Origin of the sequence: Jiella pacifica (assembly GCF_010500815.1) — a bacterium.
In the GTDB taxonomy this organism is placed as follows: domain Bacteria; phylum Pseudomonadota; class Alphaproteobacteria; order Rhizobiales; family Rhizobiaceae; genus Jiella; species Jiella pacifica.
The window spans coordinates 131053-151286 of sequence record NZ_JAAAMG010000014.1 but is presented as its reverse complement, the minus strand read 5'-3'; the positions used below and the strand labels follow the sequence as shown (position 1 = coordinate 151286).

Below are 20234 nucleotides of genomic sequence, written 5' to 3'. Positions count from 1 at the left end.
CGCCCGCCGCAGCAACGCAATTTGCAAGTTTCTGCGGCCACACACGGCTGAAACCGGCGAAAGTCAAATCTTTGCACATGCCGATCAGTCAGCCATTTCAGTGGCTTCGAAATTCTTCACGGGAGACCGAAGACCGGGGCCGACGGTAACAAAGGTGCGCAGGCGAACTGCCGACGGCCGGAGGCCCGCCCTCAGAACACGCTCGCCCCGTTCTCCGCATCGCCCACCGCCGAACGGAAGGCTGCGAACAGCTCGCGGCCCATGCCGAACTCGTTGCTGGAAAGGTCCGGCATCTCGGGCGTGCGGGCGTCGAGCTCGGCCTGGTCGACCAGCACTTCGAGCGTTCCCGTCTCGCCGTCGACGCGGATCATGTCGCCGTCCTGGATGCGGGCGATCGGTCCGCCGGACTTGGCCTCGGGCGTCACGTGGATCGCCGCCGGCACTTTGCCGGAAGCCCCCGACATGCGCCCGTCGGTGACGAGGGCGACCTTGTGGCCGCGGTCCTGCAGGACGCCGAGGAGGGGGGTGAGCTTGTGCAGCTCCGGCATGCCGTTCGACTTCGGGCCCTGAAACCTCACGACGGCGACGAAGTCGCAGTCGAGTTCGCCGGCGTCGAAGGCGACCTTCAACTCGTTCTGATCGTGGAAGATCTTCGCCGGTGCCTCGACGATACGGCGCTCGGGCTTGACCGCCGAGACCTTGATCACCGCCTTGCCGAGATTGCCCTTCAGCATCCTGAGGCCGCCATTGTTGGAGAAGGGGCGGTCGGCGGTGGTCAGCACCTTCGGGTCGCCGCTCTCCTTCGGCGCGTCGTGGCGCACCACGCTCTCGCCGTCGGCCGACAGCTTCGCCTCGATGGCATAGGCCCTGAGACCCTGGCCCCAGGCGGTGCGGACGTCCTCGTGCAGAAGCCCGCGATCAAGGAGTTCCCGGATCAGGAAGCCCATACCGCCGGCGGCGTTGAAGTGGTTCACGTCGGCAAGGCCGTTCGGATAGACGCGGGCGAGCAGCGGCGTAATGTCGGAGAGGTCCGAGATGTCCTGCCAGGTCAGCTTGATGCCGGCGGCGGCGGCCATCGCGACAAGGTGCATCGTATGGTTGGTCGAGCCGCCGGTGGCATGCAGGCCGACGACGCCGTTGACCACCGCCCGTTCGTCGACGACGAGGCCGGCGGGTGTGTATTCGTTGCCGAGCGCGGTGATCGCCAAGGCCCGCTTCGTCGCCTCACGGGTGAGGGCGTCGCGCAGCGGCGTGTTGGGGTTGACGAAGGACGAGCCCGGCGTGTGCAGGCCCATGATCTCCATCAGCATCTGGTTGGAATTGGCGGTGCCGTAGAAGGTGCAGGTGCCCGGACCGTGATAGGACTGGGACTCCGCCTGAAGCAGTTCCTCGCGGCCGACCTTGCCTTCGGCATAGAGCTGGCGGATGCGGCTCTTCTCGTCGTTGGGCAAGCCCGAGGTCATCGGCCCGGCGGGGATGAAGATCGCCGGCAGGTGGCCGAAGGTCAGCGCGGCGATCGTCAGACCCGGCACGATTTTGTCGCAGACGCCGAGATAGACGGCCGCGTCGAACATGTCGTGGGAGAGCCCGACGGCCGTCGCCATGGCGATGACGTCGCGGGAAAACAGTGACAACTCCATGCCGGTCTGCCCCTGCGTGACGCCGTCGCACATCGCCGGGACGCCCGAGGCGACCTGCGCCGTGCCGCCGACCTGGCGGGCCGCCTCGCGGATCAGCTCGGGATAGCGCTCGAAGGGCTGGTGGGCCGAGAGCATGTCGTTATAGGCGGTGACGATGCCGAGATTGGGCGTCTGGTTGTCCGAAAGCCGCTGCTTGTCCAGGGGGCCGCAGGCGGCGAAGCCATGGGCGAGATTGCCGCAGGTGAGCGTCGAGCGCTTCGGCCCCTCGGCACCCTTGGCGCGGATCCGGGCGAGATAGGCCTCGCGCGTCGGCGCGGAACGCTCGCGGATGCGGCTGGTGATCTCTTCGATGCGACGGTCGGCAGTCATCGCTTTATCCTTGTCGAGTGATGGCGACGCGGCGGCGGCACTGGTGTCCGATACGCCGGAAACGTCATTCGTTCGAAGAACCGAGGATGCCGATCGGCATCCCTCCGGTTCTTGCGTCACGGCGCCCAGAAGACGGCGAGGGGCTCGTGCGCGCGGCGCGAAGGACGGCGCGCACCGGCATGTCCTCGATCGGTCCGTCGCCCTTCGCCGCCTCGAAGGTTTCGAGTTTGTCCTCGCCCTCGATATGGAGTGCGAGAAACCGCGCTTCCACCACCAAAGGATAGGTCAGCGTCACCCGCGGCTCGTCCATGCCGGTCGGATGGACGATGGCGACGGCGGCCTCGGACGCAGGATCGAGGCATTCGGCGAGCCCCGGCGCGTGGGGAAACCAGGAGGCGGTGTGGCCGTCGGTTCCCATGCCGAGGATCACCGCGTCATAGGCGCGGCCGATCGGCTGGAAACGATTGTCCAGCGTGTCGAGCACCTCTTCCGGCATGGTGCTCGGCTCGTAGAAGGGCAGGAAATGCGCCGCCGCGGCCGGCCCGGCCAGAAGGTGCCGGCGCAGCATGGCGGCGTTGGAGCGCTCGTTCTCCTCCGGCACCCATCGCTCATCGACGAGGGTGATCGTCACGCTCTTCCAGTCGATCTCGATCGAAGCGAGCTTTTCGAAGAAACGCTTCGGCGTCGAGCCGCCGGAGACCGCCATCTGCGCCACGCCCTCGGTGGCGATGGCACCGGCCAGAACCGCCGCGACGCCGGTGGCCAGCGCCTCGGCGAGCGCCTCGCGCGTCTCGTAGCGATGGATCACCGGTTCGCTCATGCGCTCGCCTCGATTCTCGTTTGGCAGTGCGGCCCGTTCCGAGAGCCGGCTCGGCCGGTCGTCCGCTGCCTTGCTCAGTCCGGCTCGTGCCAGGTGCGCCCGTCGCGCTCGATCAACGCGACCGATGCGGAGGGCCCCCAGGTGCCGGCGGTATAGCCTTGCGCCTTCAGGCCCTTCTCGTCCCAGGCCTTGAGGATCGGGTCGACCCACTCCCATGCCGCCTGGACCTCGTCGCGGCGCATGAACAGCGTCTGGTTGCCGCGGATGACGTCCATCAGCAGGCGCTCGTAGGCATCCGGATTGCGGCTCCGGAAGGATTGGGCGAAGCTCATGTCGAGCGGCACGTGCTTCAACCGCATGCCGCCGGGACCCGGGTCCTTGATCATCAGCCACTGCTTGACGCCTTCGTCGGGCTGCAGCCGCATGACCAACTGGTTCTGGGCGATGTTGCCGGCGACCTTGTCGAAGATGTTGTGGGGGATCGGCCGGAAGGTCACGACGATTTCCGACATGCGCTCGGACAGTCGCTTGCCGGTGCGCAGGTAGAAGGGAACGCCCGCCCAGCGCCAGTTCTCGATCTCGGCCTTGATCGCGACGAAGGTTTCGGTGTCGCTGTCGCCACTGCCGAGATCGTCGAGATAGCTCTTCACCGCCGCTCCGCCCGAGGCACCAGCCTTGTACTGGCCGCGCACGGTCCGGCTCTCGACATTGGTCGGGTCGATCTTCTTGAGCGCCCGCAGGACCTTGAGCTTCTCGTCCCGCAGCGCGTCGGCGTCGAGGGCCGAGGGCGGCTCGAGGGCGACGAGACACATCAGCTGAACGATGTGGTTCTGCACCATGTCGCGCAGCGCGCCGGCCTTGTCGTAATAGCCGGCGCGGCCCTCGAGGCCGACCGATTCGGCGACGGTGATCTGCACGTGATCGATATGAGCGGAGTTCCAGACCGGCTCATAAAGGGCGTTGGCAAAGCGCAGCGCCATCAGGTTCTGCACCGTCTCCTTGCCGAGATAGTGGTCGATGCGGAAGATCTGTTCCTCGGCGAAATGGCGCCCGATCGTCTCGTTGAGCTCGCGGGCCGAGGCGAGGTCGCGGCCGACCGGCTTTTCGACGATGAGCCGGGAGCGTTCGTTGGAAAGGCCCTTGTCGGCGATCCGCTCGGCGATCGGGGCGAACAGCGTCGGGCCGACGGCTAGATAGAAGGCGCGGATGCGCGACTGGCCGGCTTCGTCCAGAAGAGCACGAAGCTCCTCCCAGCCGCCGTCGGCCTGAGCGTCGACGGTGCGGTAGTGGAGCCGCGACAGGAATCGGTCGAGCGAGACGTCGTGGATGTCTTCCGGCTGCACGTGTTTCGACAGCGCCTCGCGGGCAAATTCGCGATAGGCCTCGTCGGAAAGGTCGGAGCGCGAGGCGCCGATGATGCGCGCCTCGGCCGGGATCTGCCCGTCATGGTCGCGATGATAAAGCGCCGGCAGCAGCTTGCGTTCGGCAAGGTCGCCATTGCCGCCGAAGACGACGTAGTCGAACGGGTCGACCGGAATGATCTGGCTGGACATCGGTCACTTCCTGATCAGGATGCGGCGCCCGCGCCGTGTCCTGCGGGGCACCCTTGGCGGTGCTCTAGTCTAATCGATTGAATTTTTCCAGTGCCAATAAAAATCCCATTCCCTGGCCTCGCGCATCCTGCGCCCTGGCAAGTCAATACCGGGCTTGGGCTGCAAGGTGGCGAGAGGATTTTTGCCGGCTGTGGAGGGATCTATCACAGTCGCCCGTCCAGGCAACCGTGCGCTTTTTGCCGCCGGCTCCGGCTCAGCGCGTATTGCGGGTAAGGGCACGATCCAGCGCGGCGATCAGTTGATCCGCCGCAAAGGGCTTCTTGATCGCCTCCACCTCGCGGTCGACTTCCTCCGGCAGGTCCAGCTTTTCGCCATAGCCGGTGACGAAGACGAAGGGCACGCCGCGCTGCTTGAGGACGGGCGCCAGGGCAAAACTGGTCTCGCCCCCTAGGTTCACGTCGAGCAGGGCGACGTCGAGGGTCTCGCCTTCGACGATCCGCTTGGCCTCCTTGACGCTCATCGCCGTCAGAACCCGCGCCGCGCCGTTGTCGAGGAGCATCTGCTCAGCGTCGAGGGAGATGATCATGTTGTCTTCGACGATCAGCGCGGATTTGCCGGCAAGGCGTGCGTCGACGAGAGTCTGCGTTGCGTCGTGGGTCAAGGCAGTGCCTTCTTCTCCCGGTAGCGGGGAATTGGAGTTGGTTTCGTCGGCGAGCCAGAAGCTCTGCGGCGGCAGCAGGAAACGGCCGCGCACCCCCGCCAGATGATACTCGATCGAAACCTCGCCGCCCAGATCGTGCGGGATCGACCGTTCGATGATCGTCGTGCCGAAGCCGCGCCTGCTGGGCGGCTGGACCGCCGGGCCGCCGCTTTCGCGCCAGCGGATCTCGCAGCTGTCGTTTTCGTCGACGCGCCAGACGATGTCGATCTCGCCAAGCGAATCCGACAGCGCGCCGTATTTCGCCGAATTGGTGACCATCTCGTGGAAGACCAGCGCCAGCGTCGAAAAGGTCTTGGCTTCGACCAGAACCGGCGGGCCGTTGAGATGCACCCGCGTCACCTTGTGGCCGACATAGGCCTCGATCTCCGTCTGGATGATCGAGCGCAGGCTCTGTGCCTGATACTTGTCGTCGGTGATCTGGTCGTGCGCCCGGGCGAGCGCCTGGATGCGGCCGCCGATGATAGCGGAAAAATCGTCGACGCTTTTGGCGCTGGTCCGGCTCTGGACGACGAGCGCCCGCATCAAGGAGAGGATGTTGCGGACCCGGTGGTTGAGTTCGGCGATCAGCAGCTCCTGGCGCTGGGTCGCCAGATTCTGCTGGCGCTCGGCCTCCTCGTTGAAGCGCAGGAGCACCTCGAGGATCGAGACCCGCAGGGCCTCGGCGGCCTTGAGCTCGGATGCCGACCAGGGCCGAGACTTGTCGCGGACCGTCTCCTGCCAGGCCTCGAAGCTCTTGCGGGGTGTCAGGCGCGGGCCGTTCGGGCCGAATTCGACCGGCTTTTCGTCCGGCCGCCCCGCCCAGTTGACGGTCTCGACAATCTCCTTGCGGAAGAAGATCAGATAGTCGCGCGGCGAACGGGAGATCGGGATGGCGAGCAGGCCGGCCGCGCGGCCCGTGAACTCGTGCGCCTTCGGATAGACCGAGGAAAGTTCGTCGGTGGCATAGATGCGGCTCGCCGCAGCGCGGTTGAGAAAACGTGTGATGCCGGGCATGTCGTCCGGGAACGGACACTGGCCGATCGTGCGCACGAAATCCTTGGTCCAGACCGCGAAACCGTCGCAGGGGATGAGTTCGCGGAAGTCGTCGGCGAAGCCGACGAGCTCCTCCATGGTCGGCGAGGTGGCGACGAGCCGGCCGACGACACGGTCGTGGACGTCGCGGGCTGCCTCCTCGATGACGCGCATCTCCTTGGCGAGGCGGCCCTCGATGACGAGCGAGATCACCTGGCCGAACAGCTCCATCGTCGAGCGCATCTCCATCGACAGATGGCGCGGCGAATAATGGTGCAGGGCGAACAGGCCCCAGAGCTTGTCGTCGATGACGATCGAGATCGAGAAGGAGGCCGACACCCCCATGTTCTTCAGATATTCGATGTGGATCGGCGAGACCGCGCGGGTTACCGACAGCGACAGGTCGAGGGGCTCGCCACTCGGATTGGTCGCCGGAACGACGTCGACGTCCTCGGCCTTGACATTCGAGATGATCCGAACCCGGTTCCTGATATAGAGCCGGCGGGCCTGGCGGGGGATGTCGGTGGCCGGATAGTTCAGGCCGAAGAACGATTCGAGGTCGCGATTCAGCGCCTCCGCGACGACGGCGCCGGATCCGCTGTCGGAAAAGCGGTAGAGCATGACGCGGTCGAAGCCGGTCACCGCGCGCAACTGGCGAACGCATTCGTTGAACAGGGCGTCGGTGGTCTCGGAGCGCTGGATACGGGCGATCATCGCCTTGATCAGAGAGCCGGGATTGCCGTTGCCGAGCGCGTGCTCCACCATCGGCTCGAACTCGATGATGATCGAGCTGGTCGAGATGTGGACGGCGACGTCGTAGCGCCGGCCGTTGCCGAGAATGTCGGCGCCGAAGATGCGCTCCGACCCGTCGTTGGGAGACAGGAGCTGGAGCTTGCCACGAATGGTGTGCATCGCAGATTGCGGCAGGACTTCCGCCAGCGGGACGCCGAGCAGCGCGTCGGGGTCGCTGCCGAAGATCTCGGCAATGTTCGCCGAAACGTGCTGGATGATCCAGTCCATCGAGATGGCGACGAGATAACCGAAGTGCTGTACGCGGCCGAGCTGATGGATCGGTTCGCGGTCGCAGTTCGACAGATCGAGTTCGTCGACGGCCGTGCTGGTCGGTGTCATCGCGGCGGCTCCTTCCCGCCCTCATGCGCGGCGACTTGATCGAGGCAACGCTCGAAAAGAGCGAATGTGGCGAGCGCCGCCTTCAGCGCGCGCTCCTTGATGACGGCGTCTTCCGCCAGCGAGAGGCCAAAGGTCTCAGCGCCTTGCCTGTCACCGCCGAACGCCGAGCGGAGATAAGCCGTCGAAACCTCGCCGTCCTGCGAATCGACGAGGCCGGATTGCTCCAGCCGGCGGTAGATGAAGCGCGCACCGAGGCGCGAGCCGTCGAGGACATAGGCAAGGCCGGCCATCTCGGAGGTCTCACAGGGCGCGAGGGAAAAGCCGTGGGCCGGCGGGCAATCGAGATCCATCGACGCACGGTCGTCTTCGAGATGCTGCAGGCTCAACTCGATCTTCTGCCTGAGCGTCGCTTCGGCCGCGTCGGGCACGGTTTCCCCCGCGTCCACAATGTCGAAGAATGCCGCCAGGCCGTGATAGGCCAGGAGGTTCATCCCGATGAATCGACGGTAGCTCTGCAGGACCTGCGAGCCGGCGAAATCCCCGAAACGGGTATCGAGCCGCGCATGGGCATCGACCGTGTGGGCGCGCAGGAACCGCCGCAGGCCGCCGGGTTCGGTGCCTGTCGGAATCGTCTTCGTGCCGATGGTTGTGAATGCCGCAAATTCGTTCATCGAACCCCGAAATGTATTTCATCCTACGCACTTGCAAGGGTGGACACAGCCAAAGCCATGGCCTCGGCGGCTCGCCGGGCGAACCGTTCAATGTCTGCCAGATGCATTGTGCGGCGCATGCGTTCGTCGGCCTCGACACCCGTCGAACCCCATGCTCGTCTCGTTCCCCGCCCCAGAGAAGGCGGCGTCACATCACCCATCTGCGGCTATTGTTAGTCGCCTGAGCAGGAAATGGGGGCGGCGATCAAAAAATCATTCGTTAGCCGGCAATTTACTGAAGACTGGGTGCGACTTTCCACCGCACCCCACAGGCTAATGGCCTGAGAATCTATACATTTTCTATATTCTGTCTCGCAAAGAAAACCAGGTCATTGCCAAGAACAGGAGCGGCGCCCGCAGCCGTCTTCCGCCAGGGAAGGACGGTATGTCGAGGGCTTCGAATTCGCTGAGGCGATCGCGATTGCCGGCGATCCTTTCGGCATAGAGCCGGCCGGCGAAATTCGCCAGCATGACGCCGTGGCCGGAAAAACCGCCGACGGTGGTCACACCAGGCGACAGGGTCCGCACGAAGGGCAGCCGCTGCATGGTGATGCCGACGGAGCCGCCCCAGGCATGGGTGAGGCGCACGCCCTTCAGATGCGGATACACCTCCGCTATCTGCTTGCGGATGTGGCGGGATATGTCGCCGGCCTCGGAGGTATAGGCCTCGCGGCCGCCGAACAGCAGCCGGTTGTCGACGCTCTTCCTGAAGTAGCGCACGACGAAGCGCGAATCGTCGCAGGCCTCGCCCCCCGGCAGTACCCCGGCGCTTTCCGGCAGGGGCTCGGTCGCGCCGATGAAGGAGCCGATCGGCATGACATGGGCGTCGATCGCCTTGTCCAGTCCCGGACCATAGGCGTTCACCGCGTAGAGGACACGCTCGGCGCTGATCTCGCCGTGTTCCGTGGTGGCGACGATCCGCCCGCTTTCGCGCCGGGTCGACAGGACCTTGGTCTCCTCGAAGATCTTCGCGCCGCTCGAGGCCGCGACCCGGGCGAGACCGACGAGAAGCTTCAGCGGGTTGACGTGGCCGGTGCCATCGTCGCGGATGCCGCCGAAATAGCGGGTCGAGCCGAGCCTTTCGGCCGTCTCCCCGGCGTCCATGAAGCCGACGCTTCGATAGCCGTAGCGGCTCTTCAGCGCCTCGACCTGGCCGCGATATTCGGGAAGATAGGAACGCTTGTGGACGACCGACAGCTGGCCCATGCGCAGCTCGGCGTCGATGTCATTGGCGGCGATGAACTCGAAGAGATGGGCTTTCGCCTCTTCGGCAAGGTCGAACAGCGCCTTGGAGCGTTCGAAGCCGTAGAGCGCCTCGACCTCGCCTGGCCAGATCCGCTGGCCGGTGCCCATCTGCCCGCCGTTTCTGCCCGAGGCGCCGTCGCCCAGACGATGCGCCTCGACGAGGGCGACGTCGACGCCGGCGCGGGCGAGGTGGATGGCAGCGGAAAGGCCGGTGAAGCCGCCGCCGACGACGAGGACGTCGGCATCGACGCGCTCTTCGATGCGGGGGTAACGCGGCCGCTCGACCGTGTCCTGATAATAGGAGCGGCCGGGAGCGATCGGCGAGACGTAGCTGTCCATGGCGTCGGACCTTTCGAGCGGCATCAGACCTGCAGCAGCAGGAATTCGCGCTCCCACGGACTGATCACCTGCATGAAGGTCTCGTGCTCGCCGCGCTTGACGCCGGCATAGGTGGCGACGAACTCCCGGCTGAACACCTCCTTGAAATGATCCTCCGCCTCGAAGGCGGCGACCGCCTCGAGCAGGCCGCGGGGCAATTCGATCTCGCCGTCCTCGTTGACGGTCTGATCGGTCGGGTCCCCGGGCCGGATGGCACCCACCATGCCCAGATAGCCACAGGCGAGCGAGGCGGCGATGGCGAGATAGGGGTTGGCGTCGGAAGAGGGCAGGCGGTTTTCCACCCGTCGCCCGGCCGGATCGGAATTGGGCACCCGAAAGGCCGTGGTGCGGTTGTCGTAGCCCCAGGCGGTGTTGGTCGGCGCACCCATGCCGTAGGTCAGTCGCCGGTAGGAGTTGACGTAGGGCGCCATCATCAGGATCGCCTTCGGCACGTAGCGCTGCATGCCGCCGAGGAAGTAGTGGAAGAGCTCGGAGGGCGTGCCGTCCTCGTTGGAGAAGATGTTCCTGCCGGTGGCGGTGTCGATCACCGACTGGTGGATGTGCATGGCCGAGCCCGGCTGGCCCTGGATGGGCTTGGCCATGAAGGTGGCGTAGATGTCCTGGCCGAGCGCCGCCTCGCGGATGGTGCGCTTGAACATGAAGACCTGATCGGCGAGCTCCAGCGGGTTGCCGTGCCTGAGGTTGATCTCGAGCTGGGCGGCGCCCTCCTCGTGGATCAGCGTGTCGATCTCGAGTCCTTGGGCGTCGGAAAAGTCGTAGATGTCGTCGATCAGTTCGTCGAACTCGTTGACCCCGCCGATGGAATAGGACTGGCCGGACTGGATCTGCCGTCCGGAGCGGCCGATCGGCGGCACCAGAGGATAATCGGGGTCGACATTCTTGGAGACGAGATAGAACTCGATCTCCGGCGCAACGACCGGCTTCCAGCCCTTGTTCTCGTAGAGCGCCAGGACGCGTCTGAGAACATTGCGCGGCGTATAGCCGACGGCGCCGCCGGAATGGTCCACGAGATCGCAGATGACCTGGGCGGTCGGATCGTTCTCCCAGGGGACGAGCGACAAAGTCGACAGGTCGGGCACGAGCTTCAGGTCGCCGTCGTTCGGCGAATAGCGGAATTCGCCGCTTTCTTCGGGATACTCGCCGGAGATCGTGTGCATGAAGAGGGCAGAGGGCAGCGCCAGCGAGGTGTTGCCGGTGAATTTCTTGGCCGGCATCATCTTGCCGCGGGCAACGCCGGCGAGATCGGGCGTGATGCATTCGAGATCGTCGATGCCGCGCAGCTGCAGCCATTCGCGCGCTTCGTCCATGGAGCGCACGCCGCGCTTCGATTCGAGAAAGGCGCGGGTCTCCTCGGGCGAGAGCTTCAGATGGGCAAGGTCTCGCTTGACCGGCATGGGGGCGCCCTTGATCGGGCTCGCCTCGTTGCCGCCGGACGTCCGGCGCTTGGAATCGATCCGCTCCGGCGTCTTGGGACGCGAGGAACTCGGCTTCTTGGTGTGGGACATGAATGCCTGTCTTGAGGGCCTGAGGGGCTTGGGCCGAGGATACAGGCTGAGAAGGAGCGAGGGAAGGGCGGCAGGCACTCGAACGCGGCCGGCGCGCCGCGCCGCCCGCTTCAAGTCTCTCAGGATGCCTGCTTCGCGGGAAACCGCGCGATCAGGATTCGTGCGCCTGCGGCCGGCCGAGCGTGGCGGCGCGGCGGGCGTCCGCCATCATGCCGGGGTGCGAGGCGCCGTCGCCTTTCGGCGCGGCGTTCTGGGCGGCCTGCCAGCCGGTCATCCATTCGGCCCGCAGATCCGATCCGACCGGATATTCGCAGGATGACATCGGGTGATTGTTGACGAAGGCCAGACGGCCCTGTTCGCGAGCATCGGTGGTCATGTCTCTTCTCCCTTGGTGTCCGTACCGGCTGTTCTTGGTCTTTTTCGCCGGCAGTTGCGACAGACGGAAACTGGGGGCTGCCCCAGGGGGAGTTCAAGCACCCGATGCAAAACGTGAACGACAAGGCGCGGGCACCGCGCGGGCCTCATGGCGCTGAAAGGCAGGCCGGATCAGCCTGTCCGAATAACCGGGAAGAGTGGTTACCGCAGGAACCCGGCAAACCGCTCGACGTCCTCTTCCTGGGTCGACCAGCTGGTTACGAGGCGGACGAGCGTTTCGCCCTCGGTGACGAGATCGGGCATCGAATGGGGCGCGTTCCATTCGTAGAAGACGGCACCCGCCGCCTGCATCCGCGCCGCCAGATCCTTCGGCAGGAGGGCGAAGACCTCGTTGCTGTGGGTCGGCCAGGCCTCGCGCGCCGCGTTCGATGCCGAAAGCGCCGCGCGCAGGCGGTCGGCCATGCGGTTCGAATGACCCGCCATGTCGAGCCACAGCCCGGCCTCGAAATAGGCCATGAACTGCGCCGCCACGAAGCGGGTCTTGGAGAAGAGCTGCGCGCCCCGCTTGCGGATATAGGGGAACTGCGAGGCCTTCTCCGGGTCGAAGACGACGATCGCCTCGGCGCACCAGCAGCCGTTCTTGGTGGCGCCGAAGGAGAGGATGTCGACGCCGCGCTTCCAGGTCATCTCGGCCGGCGAAAGCCCGGTGGCGACGAGGCCGTTGGCAAAGCGCGCCCCGTCCATGTGCAGCGTCAAGTCGCGGCCATGGGCGATGTCTGCGATCACCTCGATCTCGTCCGCCGTATAGAGCGTTCCGGCCTCGCCGGGCTGGCTGATCGAGACCGCCATCGGCTGGCCGGCATGAACGTGGCCCGGCTTGAAGCGGGCGATTTCGCGCCTGAGATTCGCCGGGTCGATCAGGCCGTTCGGGCCGTCGACCGGCGCCATGCGAGCACCATGGGTGAAGAATTCCGGCGCACCACACTCGTCCTCGACGACATGCGCCTCGCGGTGGCAGAGAACGACGCCGCCCGGCCGGTTGACGGAGGCGAGAGCGAGCGAGTTCGCCGCCGTGCCGGTGCCGACGAAGAAGACGGCGACCTCGCGCTCGAAGATCTCGTCGAAACGCTTCTCGACCGCCTTGTCGAGATCGCTGGTGCCATAGGCGCTCGCCATGCCCTCGCTGTGAAGGGCAAGGGCTTCGTTGATGGTGGGGTGGGCGCCGGACCAGTTGTCGGATGCGAAGATCATGGTGTCCTGATAGCCGCACTTCCATGCCACATCAATCGTCGTCTCCCGGCAGGTGTCCGTGCCGGCACGGCGAAGCCGAGAGACGATGGGTCTCTGCCGAAATTGCCGTTGGAACCGGCGGATTTCGCCGTTAGGTAAGGCATGTGAAGTCGGCTCGAATCGTGCTGCGGCCGGCAGAGACGAGAATTCGTGGGCCGAAGTATCACAGTTCAACGAGCCTGCCGGGGGCAGTGTCGCTTCTCCGCCTTTGCGGGTGAGGCGATTTCGGGCCCAGCATCTGGCCGCTCCGTCGCTGGCACCTGGCTGGCGCCCGCGCTCTCGAGCATGCCGGCACGGGGCGTTCTTTCGTGAGCAAGACGCCTTTCCACGCGATGGGCGCCTGGCGGCTCGCCTTGACTTTGGCGTTCGTGCATCTCGTCTCGTCGATCGACCGCCACCTTCTCAGTCTCGTCCTGCCCCTGGTGAAGGCCGAGCTGGCGCTCACCGATACCAAGCTCGGCTTTCTCCAGGGGACGGCCTATGTCCTGCCTTATGCGGCGGCGATCGTGCCGGCGGGCATGCTCGTCGACCGGTTCGATCGCTTCGCCATCATCCTTTCCGCGCTGGCCGTCTGGACGCTCGGAACGGCGGCCTTCGCCCTGTCGCAGGCCTATCCGCAACTGGTCGCCGCGCGCATGCTCCTCGGCCTCGGCCAGGCGGCGCTCGTTCCCGCCGCGATCAGCCTGATCACAGACACGTTCGGGCCGCGGCGCAGCGGCAGGCCGATCGCCCTCTTCACCTCCGCGGCGACCTTCGGGCGGGGCCTGGCGCTTTCCGGCGGCGGTCTGCTGCTGACCGCCATTGTCGCGTGGCGATCACCGACATGGCTGCAGCATCTCGATCCCTGGCGCGTCCTGTTCCTCGTCTCGCTCGCCGTCAATGTTGCTGCGATCGCGCTGTTTTCGACGACCCGCGAGCCGCCCCGATCGCAATCGCTCCGGGCAAGCGGGGAAAAGCTGCGGCTCGTTCTGGCGAAACATTGGCCGAGTTATCTCGCCTATTTCGGATCGGCCGCGTCGACGATCCTGATCATTCAGATCATCGCGGCCTGGACCCCGACGATCCTGGTGCGCAGCTTCGGCACCAGCGTCGCCGAGAGCGGCATGATCTTCGGTGCCATCGTCGTCTGTGTCGGGCCGGCCGGCAACGTCGTCGGCGGCTTTGCCCTCGATCGTCTGGCCGCGCGTGGTGTCACCGCGGCGCCGGCGGTCGTCGCCGCCGTCTCGCTGCTGGTCGCGGTGGCGGCGGTGTCTGCGTTCTGTCTTGCCGGCTCGCTCGTTGCTGCAATCGTCGCCCTCGCCGGTGCGACCTTCACCCTGGGGATGGCGACGCCCGCCGGCCTCGTCGCGATCCAGCATCTGACGCCGTCGGCGCTGCGCGGCCGGATGACCGGGGCCTTCCTCCTCGGCGTGACGCTGATCGCGCTCGGCATCGGGCCCGTATTGGTCGGCTGGCTCGCGGATCATGTGTTCGGCGGTGCGGCGGGTCTGCGCCGCGCGGTCCTGGCGGTGCTCTGGACCTTCGGCATCCCCGGTGTGATCTCGGCTATCCTCGCCGGGCGGCTCGAGCGAAGGCGCGGACCGTGATGGCCGTTGTCCCGAGCGGCGGCTCGAGCCTCTTACGAGCGTGACGCGACAGACGGGTCGTCGCATTCGCGCGGGGCGCGGGATCAACTCGAGTGCCCTTGCGCAATGTGTGATCGGCCAATGTCGACGATTCAGCATCTTTCTTAGCCTAGTGTCTAAAGGGTCGCCGCGTCAGAGGGTTACGGGGTCTGGATTGCCGGCATGCGATGTGATTAGCTGATATTGGTCACGCGATGACCGTCGGCCGGTCGCGCGTCGCACCAGCCGCACTTCTTCCCTCACCGTCCGGCACCCGCAAGAATGAACGAGCGCTTGTCTCCCATTTTTCTGTTCGACGCGCAGAAAGTCGTCAGTACGGATCGGTTCGAGGCCTATCGCGGGCTTTACGCCTCGGGGTCCGACGTGGCCCTGGCAGGCGGCGACTTTCGAGCCCGGGTCGAGGTGCAGAAACTGGGCCGCCTGGTGATGTTCGACCGGCACCTCAACGACGTCGTTCACGAGCGGACCGTTCGACGGGTGAAAGCCGACGGTTTCGAGCATTTCACGCTGCAGCTCAATTTGTCAGGGCGACTTCTGGCGGAGCTTCCGGATGGTTCGGTGGAGGTCGGGCCGGGCGAGATCATCGTCTTCGACATGACCCGGCCGCAGCGCACGCAGGCGCAATCGGCGCATTTTCTGACATTTTCAGTCGCCCGGGACGTCATCGAGGCAGCCAGCCTGAAGGCCTTCGCGTTGCATGGAACGGTTCTGACCGGAGCCCGGGCCGGTATCCTTGCCGACCTGATGCGATCCTTCGTCCGGCACCGCATCGGCGAGCAGCCGGACAGCTCAGGGGCGGCGACCCGGATGTTCCGCGAGGCGCTGGCCATGGCGCTGGGGGGCGCGGAGACGGCATCTCCGCCCGACGGCGACAGCCTGTCGCGCGTCCGTCTCCTGATCGAGCACCACCTGCCGGCCAGCGATCTTTCTCCCGCCTGGATCGCGCGGAAGGCCGGCCTGTCGCGCACCCGGCTCTATGAGCTCTTCAAGCCGATCGGCGGCATTTCCGCTTATGTGCAGGCGCGGCGCACCGCCCGCCTTCGCGCGCTGCTCGGACGGCCGGAGAACCGCATGCGCAGCGTCGGGCACCTCGCCTTTCAGGCCGGCTTCGCCGCCGAGAGCCACGCCATCCGGCTCTACAAGCGACAGTTCGGCGAGACGCCGGGCCAGCATCGGCGCAATCTGCAGGACCCCACTCGACCTCAGCCGGCCTCCGCCGGCGGCTTTCATGGCTGGATCGACGACATCAATCGCTGACCGGCGGCGACCGCTCAGGACGGATCGGAGTTTTCGAGGATTTCCTGGCCCATGAGGGCGCAGGTGCCGGGGATCTGCGCGTAGAGAAAGCGCATACGATAATCCGCCCTGTAGATATGGCCCCAGATCTCCAGCACGTCGAAGGCGGCACCCACCGGCGCGCGGACCGGCGGAAGTTCGCTGACGTCGGACTCGAGATCGATGGGAGCGGGCAGGTGCTGTTCGAAATGAAAGGCGAGAAGATCGGCGGCGCGCCGACGCGCGTCGTCGGCGCAGGGATGGTCCGCCAAAGCGCTCGCCGGCATGGCGAGCACGAGCAGCAGCGTCGCGACGATACGTTTCATTTTGGCATTGCCTTCACGCGGCAGGGTCGGCCGATCGGGCTCTGACGCTCCCTGACTGGCTGGCTTAGTTTTCGTAGACGTAGATGTGATCCGGGAAGATCCAGACGCAGACCGAGGGCGTACCGCGGACGATCTGGCGCAAGACGGACGCGTCGGTATCACCGCGGTCGAGCATGGCCGGAATCAGGGCGCGCGCATTGGCGGAGCCAAAGGTCCGATCGCCTTGATCGCCGCGGTCGCGATAGCCGAACTTATGATAGTTCGCACGGTCCTGGCGGAGGATCGAGCCGGCATCGGTCAGCTCGAACCCGTCGGACGCCGATTTGTCGTTTTCGGTGATCGACGTGCAGTATTCGTCGACGACACTCTGGGCGGCGGCCGGCCCGGCAAGCGAGACGAGGCCGGCGAAGCCGACCATGGCGAGACGCAATGCGTTCATATCACACTCTGAGGTTCGGAAGGAGACGGCGCATGGCGCAGGTGCCGTCAAGGCAGGAACCTATGCGCTCTCACGGGCCGCCGAAATGACTGCACGTGCGCCATGATGGTCCGAGCATCCGCTGCGTCGTCGACTATGGGCCTGAGCCGACTGGCTGGATCCCACCGATCCGTACAATGGACCCAGCCCGCCACGAATTTTTGGTGCACGACCGATAGGCTGAGCTTCTGTCAGCGATACTTGCTCAGTTCCCACCGGGCGACCTGGCGGCGATGCACCGCATCCGGACCGTCGACGAGGCGCAGGGTCCGGACATGGGTCCACATCCGGGCGAGGGGGGTGTCCTGCGAGATACCTGTCGCCCCGTGCAGTTGGATCGCCTGATCGACGACGTCGAGGGCGACGTTCGGGGCGACGACCTTGATCGCCGAGATCCACGGCGCTGCGGCCTTGGGATCGCCCTGATCCATCATCCAGGCGGCCTTGAGGCACAGGAGACGAGCCATCTCGATGTCCATCCGGGCCTTGGCGACGACGTCGTAGTTCTCGCCGAGTTCGGCCAGCTGCTTGCCGAAGGCCTCGCGGGAAAGCGCCCGCCGGCAGAAGATCTCCAGGGCGAGCTCGGCCTGGCCGATGGCCCGCATGCAGTGATGGATGCGTCCCGGCCCGAGGCGCCCCTGGGCGACCTCGAAGCCGCGGCCTTCGCCGAGGATCATCGCCGATTTCGGCACACGGACACCGGAAAAGCGGATGTGCATGTGGCCGTGCGGGGCGTCGTCGTCGCCGAAGACCTGCATGGCGCGCAGCACCTCGATCCCCGGCGTGTCGGCGGGAACGAGCAGCATGGAATGCCGGCTGTGCTTGGGAAGATCGTCGCCGCCTGAGCGCGCCATGACGATGTAGACGGCGCAGCGCGGATCGCCGGCGCCCGACGCCCACCACTTCTCGCCGTCGAGCACGTAGTCGTCGCCGTCGGCGACGCAGCGCATGGCGATGTTGGTCGCGTCGGAGGAGGCGACCCCCGGCTCGGTCATCAGATAGGCCGAGCGGATCTCGCCCTCGAGCAGGCGCGGCAGCCAGGGCGCCTTCTGCTCCTCGGTGCAGAAGCGCTCCAGCACCTCCATGTTGCCGGTGTCGGGGGCGGAGCAGTTGAAGGTCTCGGCGCCGAGATGCGCCTTGCCCATCTCCTCGGCGAGATAGGCGTATTCGACCGTCGTCAGGCCGTAGCCGCGGGCCGAGGCGGTCAGCCAGAAGTTCCACAGGCCGCGGCTCTTGGCCGTCGCCTTCAGGCCTTCGAGGATGTCGTGCTGGCGCTGCGTGTAGACGAAGCGGCCGTCCTTCGGCACCTCGGCGAGGAATTCCTCGCTCAAAGGCGCGATCTCGTCCCGCACCATGTCGCGGACGGCCGCATGGATCGGCTTCAGCCGCTCCGAGACGCCGAGATCCATTGCCGGCGTTGAAATCGTCATCGTGAAAACTCCTCCCTCAGCGTCGCGTCGGACGCCCCGATCCCCCGAAGCGCGAAATAGGCCAGTTGCCTTGCAATCAAACCGCGCCTGTCGGCAAGTTCGGCGACGCTGTCCTGCGGCCACAGGATCGGCGCGTCGAGCGCCGTCACGAAGATCCGGCCGAGCATGGCCGTGTCGCGGCCGGAAGGAAGGTCGCGCTCCTCGACCGTGTCAGTGATCAGCCGGGTGAAGATGGCGTCGTAGCGTCCGCGCTGCTCGACTATGCTGGCGAGCGCCTTAGCCTCGCTGCCGCGGAGCGTTGCAACGGCCATGCCGGAGGTCGCCCCCGCCAGCGTCCGGTGCAGGGCGATGTCGGCCAGCACCGCGGCGGCATGGAGGTTTGCTGCGCCGGTCAGACGGGCGATCGCCCGCTCGCGGCGGTCGGCGATCGCTTCGGCGCGGGCGGCGAGGCTGGTCAGGCCCGCCTCGCAGACGTCGGCCAGAAGCTCGCCCTTCGAGCGGTAGCGATGATAGACGAGGCCCTTGGTGGCGCCGAGCCGTTTCGCCACCTCGTCGATCGAGGCGGCGGCAAAGCCGCGGGCCGCGAAGATCTCGGCCGCCGCCGAAAGGATGCGGCGTCGCAACGCTGCGTCCTCGCCGCCGCGGATCGCGGCGAAGTCGCGCTCGCGCCGTGGCGGGCGCCGGCGGGGCCTGTCCTGGTCTCGTCTTTCGCGCTCTGGCATCGAACGATCCTCGAAAGGCGCCGATCTTCGGTCGAAACGGCGCCCCATCGGGATGGGACATACAAGTTCGTATGGTGTCAAACGATTGTTCCCCGGAAAAGCCGAGCGGCAACGTCCGTGGGCTGTGGCCGCGCCGACCCTAGATGCCCCATGAACGCAAATAACGAAGGCTGCCCGCATGGCCGATCCCATCCTCGAACGACTGTTCTCGCTTCACGGCAAGACCGCCCTCGTCACCGGCGGGGCGACCGGCATCGGCCGGATGATCGCCACGGCGCTCGTCGCCGCGGGCGCGACCGTCCACATCGCCTCGCGCAAGCTCGAAGCCTGCGAGGCGGCGGCGGCCGAGATCGGCGCCGAGGGCCATCCGGGCAGGATCGCGGCACTCTCGGGCGACGTCTCCAGCGAGGAGGGCGTTGCGGCGCTGGCGCGGGCGATCGGCGAGCGGACGGACAGGCTGGACATCCTCGTCAACAATGCCGGCGTCTCCTGGGGCGCGCCGCTCGGCGAGTTTCCCTATTCCGCCTGGAACAAGGTGCTGTCGGTCAACGTCGTCGGGCTGTTCTCGCTGACCCAGGCGCTCCTGCCGCTGCTCGAAGCCTCGGCCAGCGACGCCGATCCCGCCCGCATCGTCAATCTCGGCTCGGTGATGGGCGCCCAGCCGCTTTCCGAAAACGTCTATTCCTACGCCGCCTCCAAGGCGGCGGTGCATCATCTGACCCGGTCTTTGGCGAAGGAACTCGCCGCCCGCCGCATCACCGTCAACGCCTTCGCGCCGGGGCCCTTCCAGTCGAAGATGACGGCGTTTGCCACCGGTACCGACGAGAAGGCCGAACGGGTGGGCCGGGACGTCCCACTTGGCCGGATCGGCCTGCCAGACGACATTGCCGGCGCCACCCTGTTTCTTTGCGGGCGGGCCGGCGCATATATCACCGGCGCCATTCTGCCCATCGACGGCGGCATCGGCGTCATGACCGGACCGGAACTCTTCGGGGAAGCTTGATGGCATTGAATTCGGTGGCCGAAACGGAGGCGCTCATCGCCGAGCGGATGGTGCCGCTTGCGGCCTATCGGGCGCTGCTGGAGGCAGAGCCGTCGTTCTCGCCCTGGCTCACCGTCGACCAGACGATGATCGACCGTTTCGCCGTCGCCACCCACGACCATCAGTTCATCCATGTCGATCCCGAGCGCGCCAGGGCCGAAACGCCGTTCGGCGGAACGATCGCCCACGGATTCCTGACGCTTTCGCTGCTCTCGACCCTCGCCTACCAGGCGATCCCCGGCGTGGAGGGCATGCGGATGGGCATGAATTACGGCTTCGACAAGATCCGCTTTCTGACCCCGGTGAAAGCGGGGGCGCGGGTGCGCGGACGGTTTCGGATGATCGGTCTCACCGAGCGCGCCGTCAGCCTGCAGACGAGATGGGACGCGGCGGTGGAGATCGAGGGGGCGGTCAAGCCGGCGCTCACGGCCGAGTGGATCACCCTGACCGTGATCACGCCGCCGGAGCATTGATCCTCCGAAGCCGAACCCTGCCGCTGCCCTGGCTCGTCCGGAAGACAACTTCAGCTCCTTGCGATACAAGGCTGCATGTCAACACTTTTCCTGT

Annotated in this window: 17 protein-coding genes; 4 read left to right on the top strand and 13 right to left on the bottom strand. The window is 66.2% G+C overall.

The window, feature by feature from the left end; translation table 11 throughout:
• Positions 1-191 precede the first annotated feature (191 nt).
• The 9 genes from edd to GTK09_RS17145 all read right to left on the bottom strand — a co-directional run bounded on the left by edd (position 192) and on the right by GTK09_RS17145 (position 12730).
• Positions 192-2009, bottom strand: coding sequence for a phosphogluconate dehydratase (edd, locus tag GTK09_RS17185; protein WP_163464684.1), 1818 nt, complete (start codon positions 2007-2009; stop codon positions 192-194).
• 64 nt (positions 2010-2073) lie between these two features.
• Positions 2074-2829 carry a 6-phosphogluconolactonase gene (pgl, locus tag GTK09_RS17180; RefSeq protein WP_246217964.1) on the bottom strand — a complete coding sequence of 252 codons (756 nt, stop codon included), beginning with the start codon at positions 2827-2829 and terminating at the stop codon, positions 2074-2076.
• Positions 2830-2903: 74 nt separating this feature from the next.
• Complete coding sequence (zwf, locus tag GTK09_RS17175) at positions 2904-4382, bottom strand: glucose-6-phosphate dehydrogenase (RefSeq protein ID WP_163464683.1); 1479 nt, start codon at positions 4380-4382, stop codon at positions 2904-2906.
• A 253-nt stretch (positions 4383-4635) separates the two neighbouring features.
• A complete protein-coding gene (locus GTK09_RS17170) occupies positions 4636-7245 on the bottom strand; it encodes an HWE histidine kinase domain-containing protein (protein ID WP_163464682.1) in 2610 nt (869 codons plus the stop codon).
• Positions 7242-7916 carry a biliverdin-producing heme oxygenase gene (locus GTK09_RS17165; RefSeq protein ID WP_163464681.1) on the bottom strand — a complete coding sequence of 225 codons (675 nt, stop codon included), beginning with the start codon at positions 7914-7916 and terminating at the stop codon, positions 7242-7244. The genes GTK09_RS17170 and GTK09_RS17165 overlap by 4 nt, the downstream gene beginning before the upstream one ends.
• Before the next feature lie 339 nt (positions 7917-8255).
• Positions 8256-9539, bottom strand: a complete 1284-nt coding sequence (locus tag GTK09_RS17160; protein WP_163464704.1) for an NAD(P)/FAD-dependent oxidoreductase — start codon at positions 9537-9539, stop codon at positions 8256-8258.
• Positions 9540-9562: 23 nt separating this feature from the next.
• Positions 9563-10993, bottom strand: a complete 1431-nt coding sequence (locus GTK09_RS17155; RefSeq protein WP_163464703.1) for a glutamine synthetase family protein — start codon at positions 10991-10993, stop codon at positions 9563-9565.
• Positions 10994-11255: 262 nt separating this feature from the next.
• Positions 11256-11480, bottom strand: coding sequence for an Rmf/CrpP family protein (locus GTK09_RS17150; RefSeq protein WP_163464680.1), 225 nt, complete (start codon positions 11478-11480; stop codon positions 11256-11258).
• Between the two features lie 200 nt (positions 11481-11680).
• A complete protein-coding gene (locus tag GTK09_RS17145) occupies positions 11681-12730 on the bottom strand; it encodes a threonine aldolase family protein (RefSeq protein ID WP_163464679.1) in 1050 nt (349 codons plus the stop codon).
• Between the two features lie 347 nt (positions 12731-13077).
• On the opposite strand from GTK09_RS17145, the gene GTK09_RS17140 reads away from it, so the two are divergent.
• Together GTK09_RS17140 and GTK09_RS17135 are read left to right on the top strand one after the other, a co-directional pair.
• On the top strand, positions 13078-14355 hold the full coding sequence (locus GTK09_RS17140; RefSeq protein ID WP_163464678.1) for an MFS transporter: 1278 nt from the start codon (positions 13078-13080) through the stop codon (positions 14353-14355).
• 312 nt (positions 14356-14667) lie between these two features.
• The gene (locus tag GTK09_RS17135; protein WP_163464677.1) at positions 14668-15651 is read left to right on the top strand and encodes a helix-turn-helix domain-containing protein; all 984 of its coding nucleotides are present in this window, start codon (positions 14668-14670) and stop codon (positions 15649-15651) included.
• Between the two features lie 14 nt (positions 15652-15665).
• Here GTK09_RS17135 and GTK09_RS17130 read toward each other — a convergent pair whose 3' ends face one another.
• From GTK09_RS17130 to GTK09_RS17115, 4 genes are all read right to left on the bottom strand, one after another.
• On the bottom strand, positions 15666-15995 hold the full coding sequence (locus tag GTK09_RS17130) for a hypothetical protein (RefSeq protein ID WP_163464676.1): 330 nt from the start codon (positions 15993-15995) through the stop codon (positions 15666-15668).
• Positions 15996-16059: 64 nt separating this feature from the next.
• Positions 16060-16434, bottom strand: coding sequence for a hypothetical protein (locus GTK09_RS17125; protein ID WP_163464675.1), 375 nt, complete (start codon positions 16432-16434; stop codon positions 16060-16062).
• Positions 16435-16664: 230 nt separating this feature from the next.
• Positions 16665-17882 (bottom strand): acyl-CoA dehydrogenase family protein, encoded by a 1218-nt coding sequence (locus GTK09_RS17120; protein WP_163464702.1) that lies wholly within the window; start codon positions 17880-17882, stop codon positions 16665-16667.
• 17 nt (positions 17883-17899) lie between these two features.
• Positions 17900-18625, bottom strand: a complete 726-nt coding sequence (locus GTK09_RS17115; RefSeq protein ID WP_163464674.1) for a TetR family transcriptional regulator — start codon at positions 18623-18625, stop codon at positions 17900-17902.
• Positions 18626-18803: 178 nt separating this feature from the next.
• On the opposite strand from GTK09_RS17115, the gene GTK09_RS17110 reads away from it, so the two are divergent.
• Together GTK09_RS17110 and GTK09_RS17105 are read left to right on the top strand one after the other, a co-directional pair.
• On the top strand, positions 18804-19628 hold the full coding sequence (locus tag GTK09_RS17110) for an SDR family oxidoreductase (RefSeq protein WP_163464673.1): 825 nt from the start codon (positions 18804-18806) through the stop codon (positions 19626-19628).
• The gene (locus GTK09_RS17105) at positions 19628-20140 is read left to right on the top strand and encodes a MaoC family dehydratase (protein ID WP_163464672.1); all 513 of its coding nucleotides are present in this window, start codon (positions 19628-19630) and stop codon (positions 20138-20140) included. The genes GTK09_RS17110 and GTK09_RS17105 overlap by 1 nt, the downstream gene beginning before the upstream one ends.
• The last annotated feature ends 94 nt before the right edge of the window (positions 20141-20234 follow it).